This is a genomic window from Thalassolituus sp. ST750PaO-4 (assembly GCF_020320405.1).
In the GTDB taxonomy this organism is placed as follows: Bacteria; Pseudomonadota; Gammaproteobacteria; order Pseudomonadales; family Oceanobacteraceae; genus Venatoribacter; species Venatoribacter alkanivorans.
In genome coordinates, this window is the sequence record NZ_JABVCB010000005.1 from 613,248 (window position 1) to 628,800 (window position 15,553).

Consider the following 15,553-nt stretch of genomic DNA (forward strand, 5'->3'; position numbering starts at 1 on the left):
TAGTAAAAACTGGCACGACTGTCGCTCTGTAGCTTGTATACAAGGTTGAACACACTGGCAGTGCTATGAGCGACATCACATCAGAAAAATCGGGAAAATCATTACTGGGCTGGAGTCTTGGTGACTGGAATCAGGTCTATCGTAACGGCGCTAATGCTAGTGAATTGCTGAATGCATTACGGACAGAAGTGCATCAGCAGGAAAGCTGCAACGGCGTGCTGAAAGAAGGCAGCGTCTGGATTGAACTGGCCAGCGAGCAGCAACTGGGTGCGCAGTTAATTCAGTTGCAGCAATTACTGGATGCCGCCGATGGCGATATGCAGGCGCTGCCGTTATACGGCGTTCCTTTTGCGGTAAAAGACAATATCGACGTTGCCTGTTTTGCGACAACCGCAGCCTGTCCGGAGTTTGCTTATGAGCCTCCGGCGGATGCCACCGTGGTGCGTTTACTGCGTAATGCCGGTGCCATTGTATTGGGCAAAACCAATCTCGATCAGTTTGCCACCGGGCTGGTGGGCAGCCGTTCGCCCTATGGCGCGGTGGCTAATCCATTTAATGAAAACTATATCAGTGGTGGTTCCAGCTCAGGTTCTGCGGTTGCGGTTGCGCGCGGTTATGTGCCTTTTTCATTGGGTACCGACACGGCGGGCTCTGGTCGTATTCCGGCAGGCTTTAATCATATTGTCGGGTTGAAAGCCAGTAAGGGGGCGCTCAGTACTCAGGGTGTTGTACCGGCATGCCGCAGCCTGGATTGTGTTTCTGTTTTTGCGTTAAACACCCTCGATGTCGAGCGCATTTTTGCATTGGCCGCGCAATTTGATGCGCAGGATGCGTATTCCCGCCCAGTGGGCAACCCGCCATTAAAAACCATCCGCCGGCTGGCGGTACCAGCCGATATGCCATGGTTTGGTGATGACGTACAGCAGGCTGCATTCACAGCGGCTTTGGCAAAAGCTGAAAGTCTTGGCTTTGAATTAATCACCACCGATTTTTCGCCGTTATCTGAACTGGCTGCGCTGCTCTATCAGGGCCCCTGGGTGGCTGAGCGTTATGCCGCTGTGGGTGAATTTATCCGGCAGGATTTACCCGGCATTAATCCGGTGGTGAAAAGTATTATTGCCGGTGGTAACAGCGGAACAGCGGTTCAGGCCTTTAATGCCGAGTACCGGCGTATGGAACTGCTGCGGGAAATTCAGCAGTTATTTCAGAGCTTCGATGCACTGCTTGTTCCTACCGCACCCTGCTTTCCAACTCTTGCAGAGGTCGAAGCCGAGCCGGTTAAGGTCAACAGCCAACTGGGTACTTATACCAATTTTGTTAATCTTGCCGATTTATGTGCGATTGCTTTACCGGCCAATTTACGCAGCGATGGGCTGCCTTTCGGCATCACGGTTATTGCACCAGCCTTCAGTGAAAATGCATTACTGACTTTTGCTGCGCACTGGCAGGCGGCGCTGCGTTTACCACAGGCGCCGGTATTACTTGGCGCACGCGATGACGAATCGGTGGTGGTGGCGGTGGTCGGCGCCCATTTAACCGGTATGCCGCTGAATCATCAGCTGACCAGCCGTGATGCAATATTGCTGGAGCAAACGCTGAGTGCCAAAAAATACCAGCTTTATGCCCTGGCCAATACAGTGCCGCCAAAGCCAGGCCTGGTGCGCATTAATGATGCATTACTGAATAGTGGCTCTGAAACAGGGCATGAAATCATTGTCGAATTGTGGCGAATGGACGTTGCCGCTTTCGGCAGTTTTGTTGCGGAAATTCCACAGCCCCTGGGAATCGGCACGCTGGAGTTAGCCGATGGCCGCCTGGTAAAAGGCTTTATCTGTGAACCGGAAGCGGTGGCCAGCGCAACCCATATCAGCGGGTTCGGTGGCTGGCGTGCGTATATCGCTCATCTGAAATCCCAGAGCGGAAATTAAGCATGTATCCAACGGATACTGAAGAAAAAAAGCGCCCGCTGAATCTGGCCGAGCGGATTTATCAGCAACTGAAAAACGATATCTTCGATTTCCAGTTGCTGCCCGGTGATCGCTTCAGTGAGAACGAAATTGCCAGGCGTATGCAGGCCAGTCGTACTCCGGTACGTGAAGCACTGTACCGGCTGGAGCGCGATGGGTTTGTGCAGGTGCATTTCCGCAGTGGCTGGCAGGTCCGGCCCTTTGATTTCCGTTATTTTGAAGACTTATACGACGTTCGCACCCTGCTCGAAGTGGCTGCGGTAAAACGTCTATGTGGGCGCGCCGGTCTTAAAGAGCAGCTGGCCGGTTTGCTGACGCTTTGGTGCTGCCATGAAGGCCAGCGGCTGAACGACAGTTCGCTGCTGGCAGAGATGGATGAAGACTTTCATTTTGCTCTGCTGGAGCTCAGCGGCAATCAGGAAATGGCGGCGATTCACCGTATGGTGTGTGAACGTCTGCGCATTATCCGCCGGCTGGATTTCACCCAGCAGGGGCGTATTAAAGCGACCTATGATGAGCACTCTCATATTCTGAATTTAATGCTGAATGGCAACGCAGAAGAAGCGGCCGGTTTTCTCAGCCAGCATATCGATGTCAGTAAAAATACCGTGCGCCATATTACTCTGCACCGCATTCAGGCAGCGAAGAGCCGCTACAACATTAATATCAGAGCAGATTAATGATTTATCTGGCCTGCACCAATGCGGTGAATATTTAAAAGCAGCTGAGCAATAACGGTGCGTGAATTTTCGGTAATGCGGGTTTATTCCTGTATATGGCACCTTGCTGGCTGAAAACTCTTAAAAAACAATTGGTTATAAGTTGGTACAGGCTTTGCTCTACAGGGAATGCTAACTCATAAATGGAGCTGATCAGCAGTAATCGGACTCCGGATAAAATCAAAGTACATTAAGGACGGACTCAAGATGAAAAAACTGGGATTAAACACGCTGTCAAAAGCGACCAAAGTTCTGGCGATGACCACTCTGGCTGCTGGTATCAGTCTTGCCAATGCCGCCGATACCATTAAGGTCGGTGTGCTGCATTCATTGTCCGGCACCATGGCGATTTCCGAAACCACGCTGAAAGATACCGTGCTGATGATGGTGGAAGAGCAGAATAAAAAAGGCGGTCTGCTGGGCAAGCAACTGGAAGCTGTAGTAGTCGACCCTGCTTCTAACTGGCCTTTATTTGCGGAAAAAACCCGTGAGCTGCTGGAGAAAGATAAGGTCGATGTGATTTTCGGCTGCTGGACTTCCGTTTCCCGTAAGTCTGTTTTACCAGTTGTAGAAGAGCTGAACGGTCTGCTGTTTTATCCGGTTCAGTATGAAGGTGAAGAGTCTTCAAAAAATGTTTTCTATACCGGTGCGGCGCCTAACCAGCAGGCTATTCCGGCCGTTGATTATCTGATGAATGACGTTGGCGTTAAGCGCTGGGTTCTGGCCGGGACCGACTACGTTTATCCACGTACCACCAATAAAATTCTGGAAAGCTATCTGAAGTCGAAAGGTGTTGCTGCTAAAGACATCATGATTAATTACACACCGTTCGGTCATTCTGACTGGCAGACCATTGTTTCTGACATTAAAAAATTCGGCAGCGCCGGTGTTAAAACCGCAGTGGTTTCCACCATTAATGGTGATGCCAACGTTCCTTTCTATAAAGAACTGGCGAACCAGGGTGTAAGCGCGGAAGACATTCCGGTGGTTGCCTTCTCGGTAGGTGAAGAAGAACTGTCTGGTTTCGATACCAAGCCTCTGGTTGGTCACCTGGCCGCCTGGAACTACTTTATGAGCGCTGATGGTAAAGAGAACGATGCCTTTATCAAACAATGGCACAGCTTTACCAAAGACGATAAACGCGTAACCAACGATCCGATGGAAGCAACCTATATCGGTTTCAATATGTGGACCAAAGCGGTGGAAAAAGCCGGTACTGCTGACGTCAGCAAAGTACAGGATGCCATGATCGGTATTTCTGTTCCTAACCTGACCGGTGGTATGGCGGTGATGAATAAAAATCACCACCTGTCCAAGCCGGTACTGATTGGCGAAATTCAGGAAGATGGCCAGTTTGATATCGTCTGGCAGACTGAAGGTGTGGTACCGGGTGACGCCTGGACTGACTTCCTGCCTGAAAGCAAAAACCTGATTTCTGACTGGACTGCACCAATCAACTGCGGCAACTACAACACAGCAACCAAAACCTGTGGTGGCGCCGTAGCGGCCGAGTAAGCCCGACCCGCTGCACGTTTGCCGGCGTTGATATAACGCTGCGCAGGCGTGCAGTCCCTTTCCAACAGGATGTTCCCATGTTCACATTATTCAGACGTGTTTTTTTCGCCGTCTTATTACTTTCGGCCAGCCATAATCTACTGGCAAACAATGCTGATACTCAGCCTTCTCTGGCAGAACTCAGTCAGCAATTAATCAGTGCAAACTATAAAGAAAAAGCGGCGCTGGCCGAGCAGATTGCGCTGGCTGAAGATGATCAGGCCATTGTTATTTTGCAGGCATTACTCGACAGCCGCCTGTATTACGTTAAAAGCAACGGGCAATTGTTACTGGTCGACAGTTCCGGTGAGCCGGACAGTGCGCAGGACGCCTTTACCCTGCAAGCCGTCACCGGGCTGGGTAAGCGCGATATTAAAAAAATTGGTGTTAATAATTCATTGCGGGTTGCATTACGCAGCCTGATTTCCCGCGCACAGATTTCATCGAAGCATAAATCACAGCGCATGGCGGCTGCACAGAATCTGCTGAAAAGCAGTGATGATATCGACCGGGCATTTATTGATCAGGCACTGCAGCGGGAAACTGACAATTCTGTGGCTGAGGTTCTGCACCAGGTACGCGCGCTGATGCAACTGAAAGCCGATCAGACTGAAGAGCGGATTGAGGGGCTTACCGCATTGGATGGTGCACTGTATCCGGAAGTGCGTGCCGGACTGAGTGAATTTATCCGCAGTTTCAGTGATGAAGAAAAACTGTCACGTAAAAATGAATACCAGCTGGCGCAAACCACGCTGACCGATATCGAAAAACTGGTCAGCATTAATGGCTATATCGAGAATCTGTATTTTGGTCTGGCGCTGGGCGCGGTCTTGCTGCTGGCAGCTATTGGTCTGGCCATCACGTTCGGCGTGATGGGCGTTATTAATATGGCCCACGGCGAAATGATTATGCTCGGTGCCTATACCACCTATGTGGTGCAGTTGCTGATGCCGGAGCATATCGGCTTATCGCTGGTCGTGGCCGTGCCTGCGGCATTTCTGGTCAGTGGGTTAGTTGGCGTGCTGATTGAACGCAGCGTGATCCGCCATTTATATGGCCGTCCGCTGGAAACCTTATTGGCGACCTTTGGTATCAGTCTGATTCTGCAGCAGGCTGTGCGTTCGATTTTCAGTCCGTTAAACCGTGAAGTGGCCACGCCAGACTGGATGGCCGGTACTTTTATGATTAACCCGGCGCTGGAGCTGACCTGGAACCGTCTGTACATCATTATTTTCAGCCTGATGGTGCTGGCGGTATTGGCACTGGTATTAAAGCGCACCTTGTTTGGTCTGCAGATGCGTGCGGTCACCATGAACCGGCCGATGGCCAGCTCAATGGGGATTAAAACCGGCTGGGTCGATGCGCTGACCTTTGGTCTGGGTTCCGGTATTGCCGGGATTGCCGGCGTGGCCTTATCACAGCTGACCAACGTCGGCCCGAATCTGGGGCAGGCGTATATTATCGATTCCTTTATGGTTGTGGTCTTTGGTGGTGTCGGCAATTTATGGGGCACGCTGGTCGGCGCTATGACGCTGGGTGTGGCCAATAAAATCTTCGAACCATTAGCCGGTGCAGTTCTGGCAAAAATTATGGTGCTGGTATTTATCATTCTGTTTATCCAGAAACGGCCACGCGGATTATTCGCGCTCAAAGGCCGTGCTGTGGATAACGGTTAAGGGGCAGGGATATGACACAGACAAAACAATTCGGCCCTTTAACCCGTTTGCTGATGAACGATGCCGCAGGACGAAAATTACTGCTGATACTGGTGCTGATGGCGGTGTTTATTCCGCTCAGTAATCTGTTATTACCGGAAGGATCATTCTTCCACGTATCGACTTACACCATGACATTGCTGGGCAAATACCTGTGTTATGCCCTGCTGGCGATTGCGGTGGATTTAATCTGGGGCTACTGCGGTATTTTAAGTCTGGGCCACGGTGCATTTTTTGCGCTGGGTGGTTATGCGATGGGCATGTATCTGATGCGTCAGATTGGCGACCGCGGTGTGTACGGTAATCCGGAACTGCCTGACTTTATGGTGTTCCTTAACTGGACGGAGCTGCCATGGTACTGGCTTGGTTTTGATCAGTTCTGGTTTGCCATGCTGATGGTGCTGCTGGCGCCGGGCATTCTTGCTTTTGTATTCGGCGCGCTGGCATTCCGTTCGCGGGTAACCGGGGTGTATCTGTCGATTATTACCCAGGCGCTGACTTATGCCTTGTTACTGGCCTTTTTCCGCAACGATATGGGCTTTGGTGGCAATAATGGGTTAACCGACTTTAAAGATATTCTCGGTTACAGCCTGCAGTCGGATAATACCCGTGCAGTGCTCTTTGTGGCCTCGGTGCTGGCTTTAATACTGGGTTATTTAATCAGCCGCTTTATTGTCACCTCAAAACTCGGCCGGGTGCTGGTGGCTATCCGTGATTCGGAATCCCGTGCTCGCTTCCTCGGTTACCGGGTTGAGCATTACAAGCTGTTTGTCTTTGTGGTGTCGTCGATGCTGGCCGGTGTGGCCGGAGCCTTATACGTACCTCAGGTCGGCATTATTAATCCGGGCGAATTCGCGCCGATTAATTCCATTGAAATTATTATCTGGGTGGCGGTGGGTGGCCGCGGCACACTGTTTGGTGCGGTTATTGGTGCCATGCTGGTGAATTATGCCAAGACCTATTTTACCGGTGCCTTTGCTGAACTCTGGCTGTTTATGCTGGGTGGCTTGTTTGTGCTGACCACTCTGTATCTGCCGAAAGGCGTGGTGGGTTTATGGGCACAGCTGAAAGAAAAATATCAGCAGAAAAAACATCAGGCAGAGGCCGAAGACAATCCGCCGGCGTTGAATACTGAAACGCAAAGCAAGGCTGCACCTGAGCAGCAGGATAAACTGAACTTTGTGCAGGGAGAAAAAGTATGAGCCTGCAAACGCCAAAGCATATTGATAACCCGGCGGTGCTGTATATGGATGGTGTCAGCGTCAGCTTCGATGGTTTTAAAGCGCTGAATTCGTTATCCATGGTCATCGCTCCGGGTGAAATGCGCGCCATTATCGGGCCGAACGGCGCCGGTAAAACCACCATGATGGATGTGATTACCGGAAAAACCCGCCCTGATACCGGCACCATTATCTTTACCGATAATGCCAACAGTCAGCACGACCTGACCCGCTTTGATGAAGCGGATGTCGCCAACCTCGGCGTCGGCCGTAAATTCCAGAAGCCCAGTGTGATCGAAAGCCTGACGGTATTTGAGAATCTGGAAATGTCGCTGAAAGGCGGACGCAGTATCTGGCAGGCGTTGTTGCATAAACTGACCGCCGAAAAAGCACAGAAGCTGGATGAGATTCTGGCCATGATCGATCTGGCGGATAAACGCGATGAACTGGCCGGTAATTTATCCCATGGTCAGAAGCAGTGGCTGGAAATCGGCATGCTGCTCGGACAGGAGCCACAGCTGTTGCTGATCGATGAACCGGCCGCCGGTATGACCGATGAAGAAACCATGAAGACCGCCGAACTGTTTAAGCGCCTGGCGCAGAAACATTCATTAATGGTGGTGGAGCACGATATGGATTTTATCGAAGCGCTGGATTGCAAGGTCACTGTGCTGCACGAAGGTCATGTGCTGGCGGAAGGTTCGCTGGCAACGGTGAAAACTAACCCACAGGTGATCGAAGTCTATCTGGGACGCTGATCCGGTTACGGAGGATGATGGGATGTTAAATGTAAACCAACTGGATGTTTCTTATGGCGCGAGTCAGGCGCTGTATAACGTCTGCATGAGTGCCGCTGTCGGTAAGGTCACCTGTGTGCTGGGGCGCAACGGTGTGGGTAAAACCACGTTAATGAAAGCGCTGTCGGGCCACCTGAGTGCCGGTAAAGGGGATATTCAGTGGCAGGGTACGTCGCTGAACGGCATCGCTCCCTTTGATCGTGCACGTCAGGGCATTGCCTATGTCCCACAGGGCCGGGATATTTTTTCTCAGCTGACGGTGGAAGAAAATCTGCAGACGGCATTTTCAGCGCTGCCGAAAAGTCAGCGCCGTATCGACCCGGAAATCTATTCGCTGTTTCCGGTGCTGCAGCAAATGCTGAAACGCCGTGGCGGTGATTTATCCGGCGGACAGCAGCAACAACTGGCGATTGCCCGGGCGTTATTGCTGAAACCCAAACTGCTGATTCTGGATGAACCGACCGAAGGGATTCAGCCCTCCATTATTAAAGACATCGGCAGTGTGATTAAGCTGCTGCGTGATCGCGGCGAAATGGCCATTGTGCTGGTTGAGCAGTATCTTGATTTTGCCGCCGAACTGGCGGATGAATTTATTATTCTGGAGCGGGGGCGGGTGGTGGCATCCGGCGCTGGCAGCGAGTTAGCCAGCTCGCAGCAGGCGAAAGAGCTGCTGGCGATTTAGCGCGGATGCAGATGCACTAATAGAAAAAGCCGGAGCATGCTCCGGCTTTTTTATGCGCTGCTATTACTGCGTCTGATTCTGCTGCTGTTCCAGCTGGCTGAGTTTGCTTTCCAGCTCCGCCAGTTTCGCCTGGGTGCGGCGCAGCGCTTCCGCCTGTACTTCAAATTCTTCACGGCTGATCAGATTGGCGCTGCTCAGCAGGCTCTGTAACTGGCTTTGCAGCATTAAGCGTACATCGGCTGACAGACCGGCCAGTGGGCTTTGTTGCAACAGTTGTTCGACACGGTTACGGATTTGTTCGCTGTTCATCATAGGGCTTCCTTATATACCGGCGGGAGTTTACCACGCCAGGCAATATGGCCCCAGTAGCGGGCGTGACCTGCGATGCCGCCATGCTTTTGCTTTATGTCAATCCGGGCCTTTGCCCCGTTTTATTTCCCCTGACCTGCTTGTGCATCAATTTAGTGCCTATGCTGATTTGCAGGTGCACCAAAAGGGGCTGAAAAACAGCCCGATGCACCGCCGTTGAACTGCTATGAGGGCTTTTTAGCGGATGGTTGTTGCTAACTCCCTGAAAAACCGCATTTTTTAAAAGTTGGCACAGCCGCTGCTATAAGACATGTACAAGGTAAGTACAGAAAGAAAACGGTGCGCTCACCGGTTTACTTAATAAAAGCTTTGAATAACTGATGAAGGAAAAGAACCATGAAAAAACTGTCTCAAGCAATCGCTCTGGCTGGTGTGATGACTGCAGGTCTGGCCGCTGTTTCTACTGCGCAGGCTGAAGTTGAAGTTTCTGCATCGGCTTCTGTTGCCAACATGTACCTGTGGCGCGGTCAGGATCTGAGTGGCTCAAGCGGTGTTCCTGCTGTATCTGGTGATCTGACTGTTAGTGCATCCGGTGCTTACGCTGGTGTATGGGCTTCCAGTGGTGATGCTGTTCTGGGTCAGGAATATGACCTGTTTATCGGTTACGGCGCTGAAATCGGTGATTTCAGCTACGACGTAAGCCTGTGGACTTATGTTTACCCAAGCGTTGCAGAAACCTCTTATGTTGCGGGCGATGACCCGGAAACTAATGACAAGGTTGAAAGTGCTTACGCTGTAACAGCCGCTGGCCGTGGTAATACGTTTGATGCTTCTGACTTCATTGTCAGCCTGGGCTACAAAGGCGCTTCTTTCGCTTACTACAAGCCAGTTGGTGCTGAAAGCGACGATAACTCCAGCTACATGACTCTGGGTTACGAGATGGATGCTTATTCTGTGACTCTGGGTAAAGCCGATGACGGCGATGACAGTGACTACACCCACCTGGATGTAGGTTATGCCTTTAACGACAACATCGCTTTCACTCTGTCCAAAGTAATCGATCAGAGCGCTGATCTGGACAAAGGCGAAGCCGGTATCGATGAAGATCTGAAAGTGGTTGTTTCTTACAGCCTGCCTATCTCTATGTAAAAAGCATACAATGGCCCGTGCCCCCGCATGGGCCATTAATAAAACCTAAACTCGTAGCGTTTAACAAAGGGGTTTTCTATGAAACTCATTACAGCTGTGGTTAAGCCATTCAAACTCGACGATGTGCGTGAAGCGCTGTCAGAGATTGGCGTTCAGGGCATCACAGTGACCGAAGTAAAAGGTTTCGGCCGTCAGAAAGGTCACACTGAACTGTATCGTGGTGCTGAATACGTGGTGGATTTTCTGCCTAAGGTAAAAATTGACGTAGCGGTAGCTGACGACCTGACTGAAAAAGTCATCGAAGCCATCACCAAAGCGGCGAACACCGGCAAGATTGGCGACGGAAAAATCTTCGTTACCAACCTGGAACAAGTCATTCGTATCCGTACCGGTGAAACCGGCGCAGACGCGATCTGATCCTTCCTCATTAAATGAATCAGAGCCTTATGCGGGGGGCTTAGAATGGAAAATAATATTTTCGAACTCCAGTACGCGTTGGATACCTTTTATTTTCTGGTATGCGGTGCGTTAGTAATGTGGATGGCGGCAGGTTTCGCCATGCTGGAAGCGGGTCTGGTCCGCTCTAAAAATACCACTGAAATTCTGACTAAAAACGTCGCTCTGTTTGCGATTGCCTGCACCATGTATCTGGTGTGTGGTTATCAGATTATGTACGGCGGCGGTTACTTCCTGTCTGGTATCACTGAAGTGGATTCTGCTGCAGTACTGGCTGATTTCGCGGCACGTGAAGATGGTTTCCAGGGTGGTTCTATCTACTCCGGCGCTTCAGACTTCTTCTTCCAGGTTGTGTTCGTAGCGACTGCAATGTCCATCGTATCCGGTGCTGTTGCTGAGCGTATGAAGCTGTGGGCTTTCCTGGCGTTTGCGGTAGTTATGACTGCGGTTATCTACCCAATGGAAGGTGCCTGGACCTGGGGCGGTGCTTCTGTGTTCGGCATGTTCAGCCTGGGCGATGACTTTGGTTTCAAAGACTTCGCAGGTTCCGGCATCGTACACATGGCAGGTGCTGCTGCAGCACTGGCTGGTGTGATCCTGCTGGGTGCCCGTAAAGGCAAGTACGGTCCTAACGGTGAAATCCGTGCGATCCCTGGCGCTAACCTGCCACTGGCTACCCTGGGTACTTTCATCCTGTGGATGGGCTGGTTTGGCTTTAACGGTGGCTCTGTACTGAAACTGGGCGACATTGGTAATGCACACGCAGTAGCTGTTGTGTTCATGAACACCAACGCTGCCGCTGCTGGTGGTCTGATCGGTGCTCTGGTTCTGGCTTACATCCTGTTCCGCAAAGCGGACCTGACTATGGCTCTGAACGGTGCTCTGGCTGGTCTGGTTGCTATCACTGCAAGCCCTGATACTCCAACCCCTTTCGCTGCGACCATTATTGGTCTGGTGGGTGGTCTGATCGTGGTACTGTCTATCCTGACTCTGGATAAAATGAAAATCGACGACCCGGTTGGTGCGATCTCTGTACACGGTGTAGTTGGTCTGTACGGTCTGCTGGTTGTACCGGTAACTGCAGACGGCACTACCTTCGGCGGTCAGCTGATGGGTGCGGCAACGATCTTTGTATGGGTATTCGCGGCTTCTTTCATCACCTGGATGCTGCTGAAAGTCATCATGGGTCTGCGTGTGACTGAAGAAGAAGAGTACGAAGGCGTTGATCTGTCTGAGTGCGGTATGGAAGCTTACCCTGAGTTCACCAATAAATAATTGGTCACTCAGCAAGAGCTGAAATAAAAAAGCCGGTCAGGAAACTGACCGGCTTTTTTGTTGGAGCAATAAACCCGGACGAAAACAGAGTGTGAACTACATCAGACATTCTGTGACACACGCTAATGCTAAAGTGCTGTATTTGGCATTTGGTATGTCGTAATTGTGACAGCCCTTTGCAAGAATGCCCGTTCCTGAGAACAGGGATGGTCTCTTTTGCTGCGCAATGGAATCTGCGCATCTGCGTACTCCAGCGTCCTTCCCTGATTTCATTCTGATTCGCCATACCCCATGGCTTACTCTCTGCTTAGGAAGGAACCGATGGAACATTCGATTTTTAAAAAAGCCAAGCTGGCTGCTGCTATTGCTCTTGTCTCCTCTACAACGCTGATGACAGGCTGTTTGTTTGAGGGTGATGAAGCCAAATCCGTAACAACTGCTGAAGTTGGTAATAACTCCGAGCACGTTCAGACTCCAGTCGGTACCGTAATGGGTACTGTAGTCGACACCAATGGTAATCCTGTTAAAGGGGCTAAGATCTATGTGGGTGGTCGTGCGGTCATAACAGGCCCCGGCGGTAACTATGAGCTGCGTAACGTTCCGGTCAGCAACCTGACTGTTACCGGTAAAGGCGACTATGTTGGTGGTGATATCCGCCTGACCATTGTTCCGCCAGCCGGCTTCCTCGGTGCGATTGTGACTGTTGAGCCGACAGCTGTTATTGACGATGGCCGCAGCGATCAGGGTACCACTGACGAAACCAACACGGGTTCAACCAACTACTTTATTGATGGCTTTACAGCGGTTGCTGGTGATGCGGTTCTTCCGGCTGTCGGTTCCGCCGGAGCGACCGTAACTGGTGTTCTGCGCGATAATAAAACCGGAGAAGCCATTCCTAATAAAAGCATTAACCTTGAGCTGCAGGACGTTAATGGCAGTCCGCATACAAATGGTAGCGGTAGTGCTATCTCGTACACCAGCCTGTCTTATCCGGCAACTACCGATGCCAATGGTGCTTTCTCCATCACCGGCGTACCTAATGACTCCGACCTGAACTTTATTGTTGGTGGTTATGCTGTTACAGATGTTGATGCTAATAACTTCGGCGGACAAGGTGTGACCACGGACGATGAGGTTGAAGAAATCCACGTTGGTAACGTATACGTCGAAATGATTGCCAATGCCGATGAGAAGCGCCCATTCGTTACTTCGATTGCAGAAGTGGCCACCAATGCTGCTCGTGCAAAACTGCATGACGACACCACGAATGTTCTGACTGTGCACTTCAGTGAGCAGCTGCAGGCTGCGATGATTGATGCAAACTCAGTCATCGTACGTGATCTGGATGCTGGCGCTTACCTGAACGTAACCACTGCGGTTGCGGCCGATGCGCGCTCAATGACTCTGACTGCAGACAGCAATTTTGTTGCTGGTAATCGTCTCGATATTTACCTGCTGAAAGTCGATTTCCGCGATATGGCGTCTAACCTGCTGGCTGAAGACAGCAGCGTTGCCGCTGACGATATTCTGTACGACTATGCAGATGTTAATGGTAATGATGATTACATTAAACTTCAGGTTAAAGTTTATCGTGAGCTGAATACCAATGCGGCAGTTGTTACCAATCTGACCCAGCTGACCACCGATGACAGCCCATTACGTCTGGCTAATGATCTGGATAACGCCAGCTCTGCATTCGCCGATGTTAACATGGCGCAGGCTCTGAACGGTATTCAGCAGCTGAACAGTGCTGATGACGATGACTTAGCTTCCGGTATTGATACCAAAGAACGTCTGGGTAAACTGGTGGTTGCACTGGATAAAGCGGGTATCGTTGATGCATCATCCGTCATTCAGTTAAATGAAGATGGTACTCCGGATACTTCCAACCTGGGCCTGAACAGTAACTTCTTAGTTGATGTGGCTCGTGTTAGCTTTACTCCAAGCAATGCTTCTACTTACCGCTACTGGATTCAGCGTACTTCCGGCCCAACCCCTGTTGCGACCAATATTGTTATTGATGAGACCAGCAGCCCGGATGCAAAAACGACTAATACTGGAAGTAATTTCGTCCCACCAAATCCGGCGCTGGCAAATACCAATTACGGTATCATCGAACCTAATGACAACAGCGATTATGCCGATTTCGTTGCAACAGATATTGCGTTCCTGATTTCTGCAGTTCAGCCAGGTGATGTGCTGTATATCCAGTCAATGGATGAGTTCGGCAATGAAGGTTCAACAACGTCTATTACACTGGCAGATAATGTTCCGGTAACCACCGGCCTGCAAGACTCTTACCTTGAGCAGGACCTGACTTCCAGCTCGACTGTATTCGGTGAGCAGTATGGTAACGGTGGTGAGCTGGCGAACCCTGATGCCCAGTCATTGATCGGTGCTCCGCTGCTGAACATCAACGCCGGTATGCTGGCTGACCAGGATAACTATGCCGATCCTACGGAGTCTCTGGATGATCTGTACGAGTCCAATGTGACAAACACCACAACCGGTGACTTCTACATTGACCCTGCACTGGGAATCTACGATGCGACCGCTTATGCAGCCTGGAGCACTGATCTGAGCCGTACCATCGCAGTTGCCTTTACCGAAGATTTGGCGTGGGTCGCTCCTGTTGCAGGTGATCTGACTAAGCCTGATGCGGCGAGCGTACCAGCCAGCACAGTAACAGCGGCACTGAGTAACTGGACGATCATGAACGATATCACTATCGCTTCTGATACTGATGTTGTGAATGCCGACCTTGTAGCATTCAGTGTTAACAATATTTTTACTTTGGGTAATACCGATGGTCAGACCGCTACAGTGATCGATTTCAGTGATCGCATCACCGATAACGCCGGTAATGTCTCAACCGCAGCTGCAAATGCTAAAGTCGTGATTAATGATGCTCTGCCACCAGTAATGACCCGTGCGGTTTATACCGGTAATGCATTGACTCTGACCTTTAACGAACCAGTTAAAGTCAGCACCGACACTGCCATTCCGGTTGTGACGCTGGATGGTGTAAACATCTTCCTGGATGAAGACACTATTGCAGCTCATAATGCTTCGGCTGCAGCCTCTCGTACCACGCTGACCATTCCGTTCACCACGGATAATGCTGATGACATGCTGCCTCTTAACCGTGCAGCTCTCTTTGACCTTGCTCAGTATGACGAGCAGGAAGTCAGCCTTGCTGGTGCAACTGTTGGTTTCCACGGCGCTCTGAGCTTCGTCAATGTACAGGATGACTTCGGTAATACCTGGGCTAATGACGCTGCCAACCTGACGGCGCCGACCTTCGCTGCTTTCGATAACCTGGGTGCGATGCAGATCACTGCACAGCCAGTAGCAACTGCGATTGCGAATGGTGTCAATACCATCACGCTGGTGTATACCTTCAGTCACGCAATTGATCTGGACGCTATGCTGGGTAATGCCTTCGGTACTAACCAGACTACTCTGAATGCTGCTGATGTGTTGACCATCATGACCTATACCGGTGCTGCAACTGTGGATAATGGTACTGCAACTAACGGAACGCTGTCTAACAATGGCAAAACTCTGACCGTTACTGTCGCTATGTCTGCTAATACTTTTGCTACCACTGAGACCTTAGGTTTCAGCGCTGCAGTCCCAAGCTTGTGGGATAGTGTTGATGCCGTTGCTGTTCCTGTACTGACCGTACAGTAAGCAAATTGGGAGGGACT

General features: G+C 50.9%; 12 protein-coding genes. 11 read left to right on the forward strand and 1 reads right to left on the reverse strand.

Annotated elements, in window-relative coordinates; all coding sequences use genetic code 11:
- Positions 1–65 precede the first annotated feature (65 nt).
- From atzF to urtE, 7 genes are all read left to right on the forward strand, one after another.
- On the forward strand, positions 66–1,928 hold the full coding sequence (gene atzF / locus HUF18_RS05220; protein ID WP_225691393.1) for an allophanate hydrolase: 1,863 nt from the start codon (positions 66–68) through the stop codon (positions 1,926–1,928).
- 2 nt (positions 1,929–1,930) lie between these two features.
- The gene (locus HUF18_RS05225) at positions 1,931–2,647 is read left to right on the forward strand and encodes a GntR family transcriptional regulator (protein WP_225691394.1); all 717 of its coding nucleotides are present in this window, start codon (positions 1,931–1,933) and stop codon (positions 2,645–2,647) included.
- 297 nt (positions 2,648–2,944) lie between these two features.
- Positions 2,945–4,201 (forward strand): urea ABC transporter substrate-binding protein, encoded by a 1,257-nt coding sequence (urtA, locus tag HUF18_RS05230; protein WP_225691493.1) that lies wholly within the window; start codon positions 2,945–2,947, stop codon positions 4,199–4,201.
- Between the two features lie 77 nt (positions 4,202–4,278).
- On the forward strand, positions 4,279–5,916 hold the full coding sequence (gene urtB, locus HUF18_RS05235) for an urea ABC transporter permease subunit UrtB (RefSeq protein WP_225691395.1): 1,638 nt from the start codon (positions 4,279–4,281) through the stop codon (positions 5,914–5,916).
- 11 nt (positions 5,917–5,927) lie between these two features.
- Positions 5,928–7,157, forward strand: a complete 1,230-nt coding sequence (gene urtC / locus HUF18_RS05240; protein WP_225691396.1) for an urea ABC transporter permease subunit UrtC — start codon at positions 5,928–5,930, stop codon at positions 7,155–7,157.
- Positions 7,154–7,933, forward strand: a complete 780-nt coding sequence (gene urtD / locus HUF18_RS05245) for an urea ABC transporter ATP-binding protein UrtD (RefSeq protein ID WP_225691397.1) — start codon at positions 7,154–7,156, stop codon at positions 7,931–7,933. The genes urtC and urtD overlap by 4 nt, the downstream gene beginning before the upstream one ends.
- A gap of 22 nt (positions 7,934–7,955) precedes the next feature.
- Positions 7,956–8,654, forward strand: a complete 699-nt coding sequence (gene urtE, locus HUF18_RS05250) for an urea ABC transporter ATP-binding subunit UrtE (RefSeq protein ID WP_225691398.1) — start codon at positions 7,956–7,958, stop codon at positions 8,652–8,654.
- A 63-nt stretch (positions 8,655–8,717) separates the two neighbouring features.
- Here the strand turns inward: urtE and HUF18_RS05255 are convergent, their stop codons facing one another.
- On the reverse strand, positions 8,718–8,963 hold the full coding sequence (locus tag HUF18_RS05255; protein ID WP_225691399.1) for an accessory factor UbiK family protein: 246 nt from the start codon (positions 8,961–8,963) through the stop codon (positions 8,718–8,720).
- A 396-nt stretch (positions 8,964–9,359) separates the two neighbouring features.
- On the opposite strand from HUF18_RS05255, the gene HUF18_RS05260 reads away from it, so the two are divergent.
- The 4 genes from HUF18_RS05260 to HUF18_RS05275 all read left to right on the forward strand — a co-directional run bounded on the left by HUF18_RS05260 (position 9,360) and on the right by HUF18_RS05275 (position 15,536).
- Complete coding sequence (locus HUF18_RS05260; protein ID WP_225691400.1) at positions 9,360–10,112, forward strand: TorF family putative porin; 753 nt, start codon at positions 9,360–9,362, stop codon at positions 10,110–10,112.
- 78 nt (positions 10,113–10,190) lie between these two features.
- Positions 10,191–10,529: a P-II family nitrogen regulator gene (gene glnK / locus HUF18_RS05265; protein ID WP_145467055.1), complete on the forward strand. Its 339-nt coding sequence runs from the start codon at positions 10,191–10,193 to the stop codon at positions 10,527–10,529.
- 45 nt (positions 10,530–10,574) lie between these two features.
- Positions 10,575–11,843 (forward strand): ammonium transporter, encoded by a 1,269-nt coding sequence (locus HUF18_RS05270; RefSeq protein ID WP_145467053.1) that lies wholly within the window; start codon positions 10,575–10,577, stop codon positions 11,841–11,843.
- 321 nt (positions 11,844–12,164) lie between these two features.
- Positions 12,165–15,536, forward strand: coding sequence for a carboxypeptidase-like regulatory domain-containing protein (locus HUF18_RS05275; protein WP_225691401.1), 3,372 nt, complete (start codon positions 12,165–12,167; stop codon positions 15,534–15,536).
- The last annotated feature ends 17 nt before the right edge of the window (positions 15,537–15,553 follow it).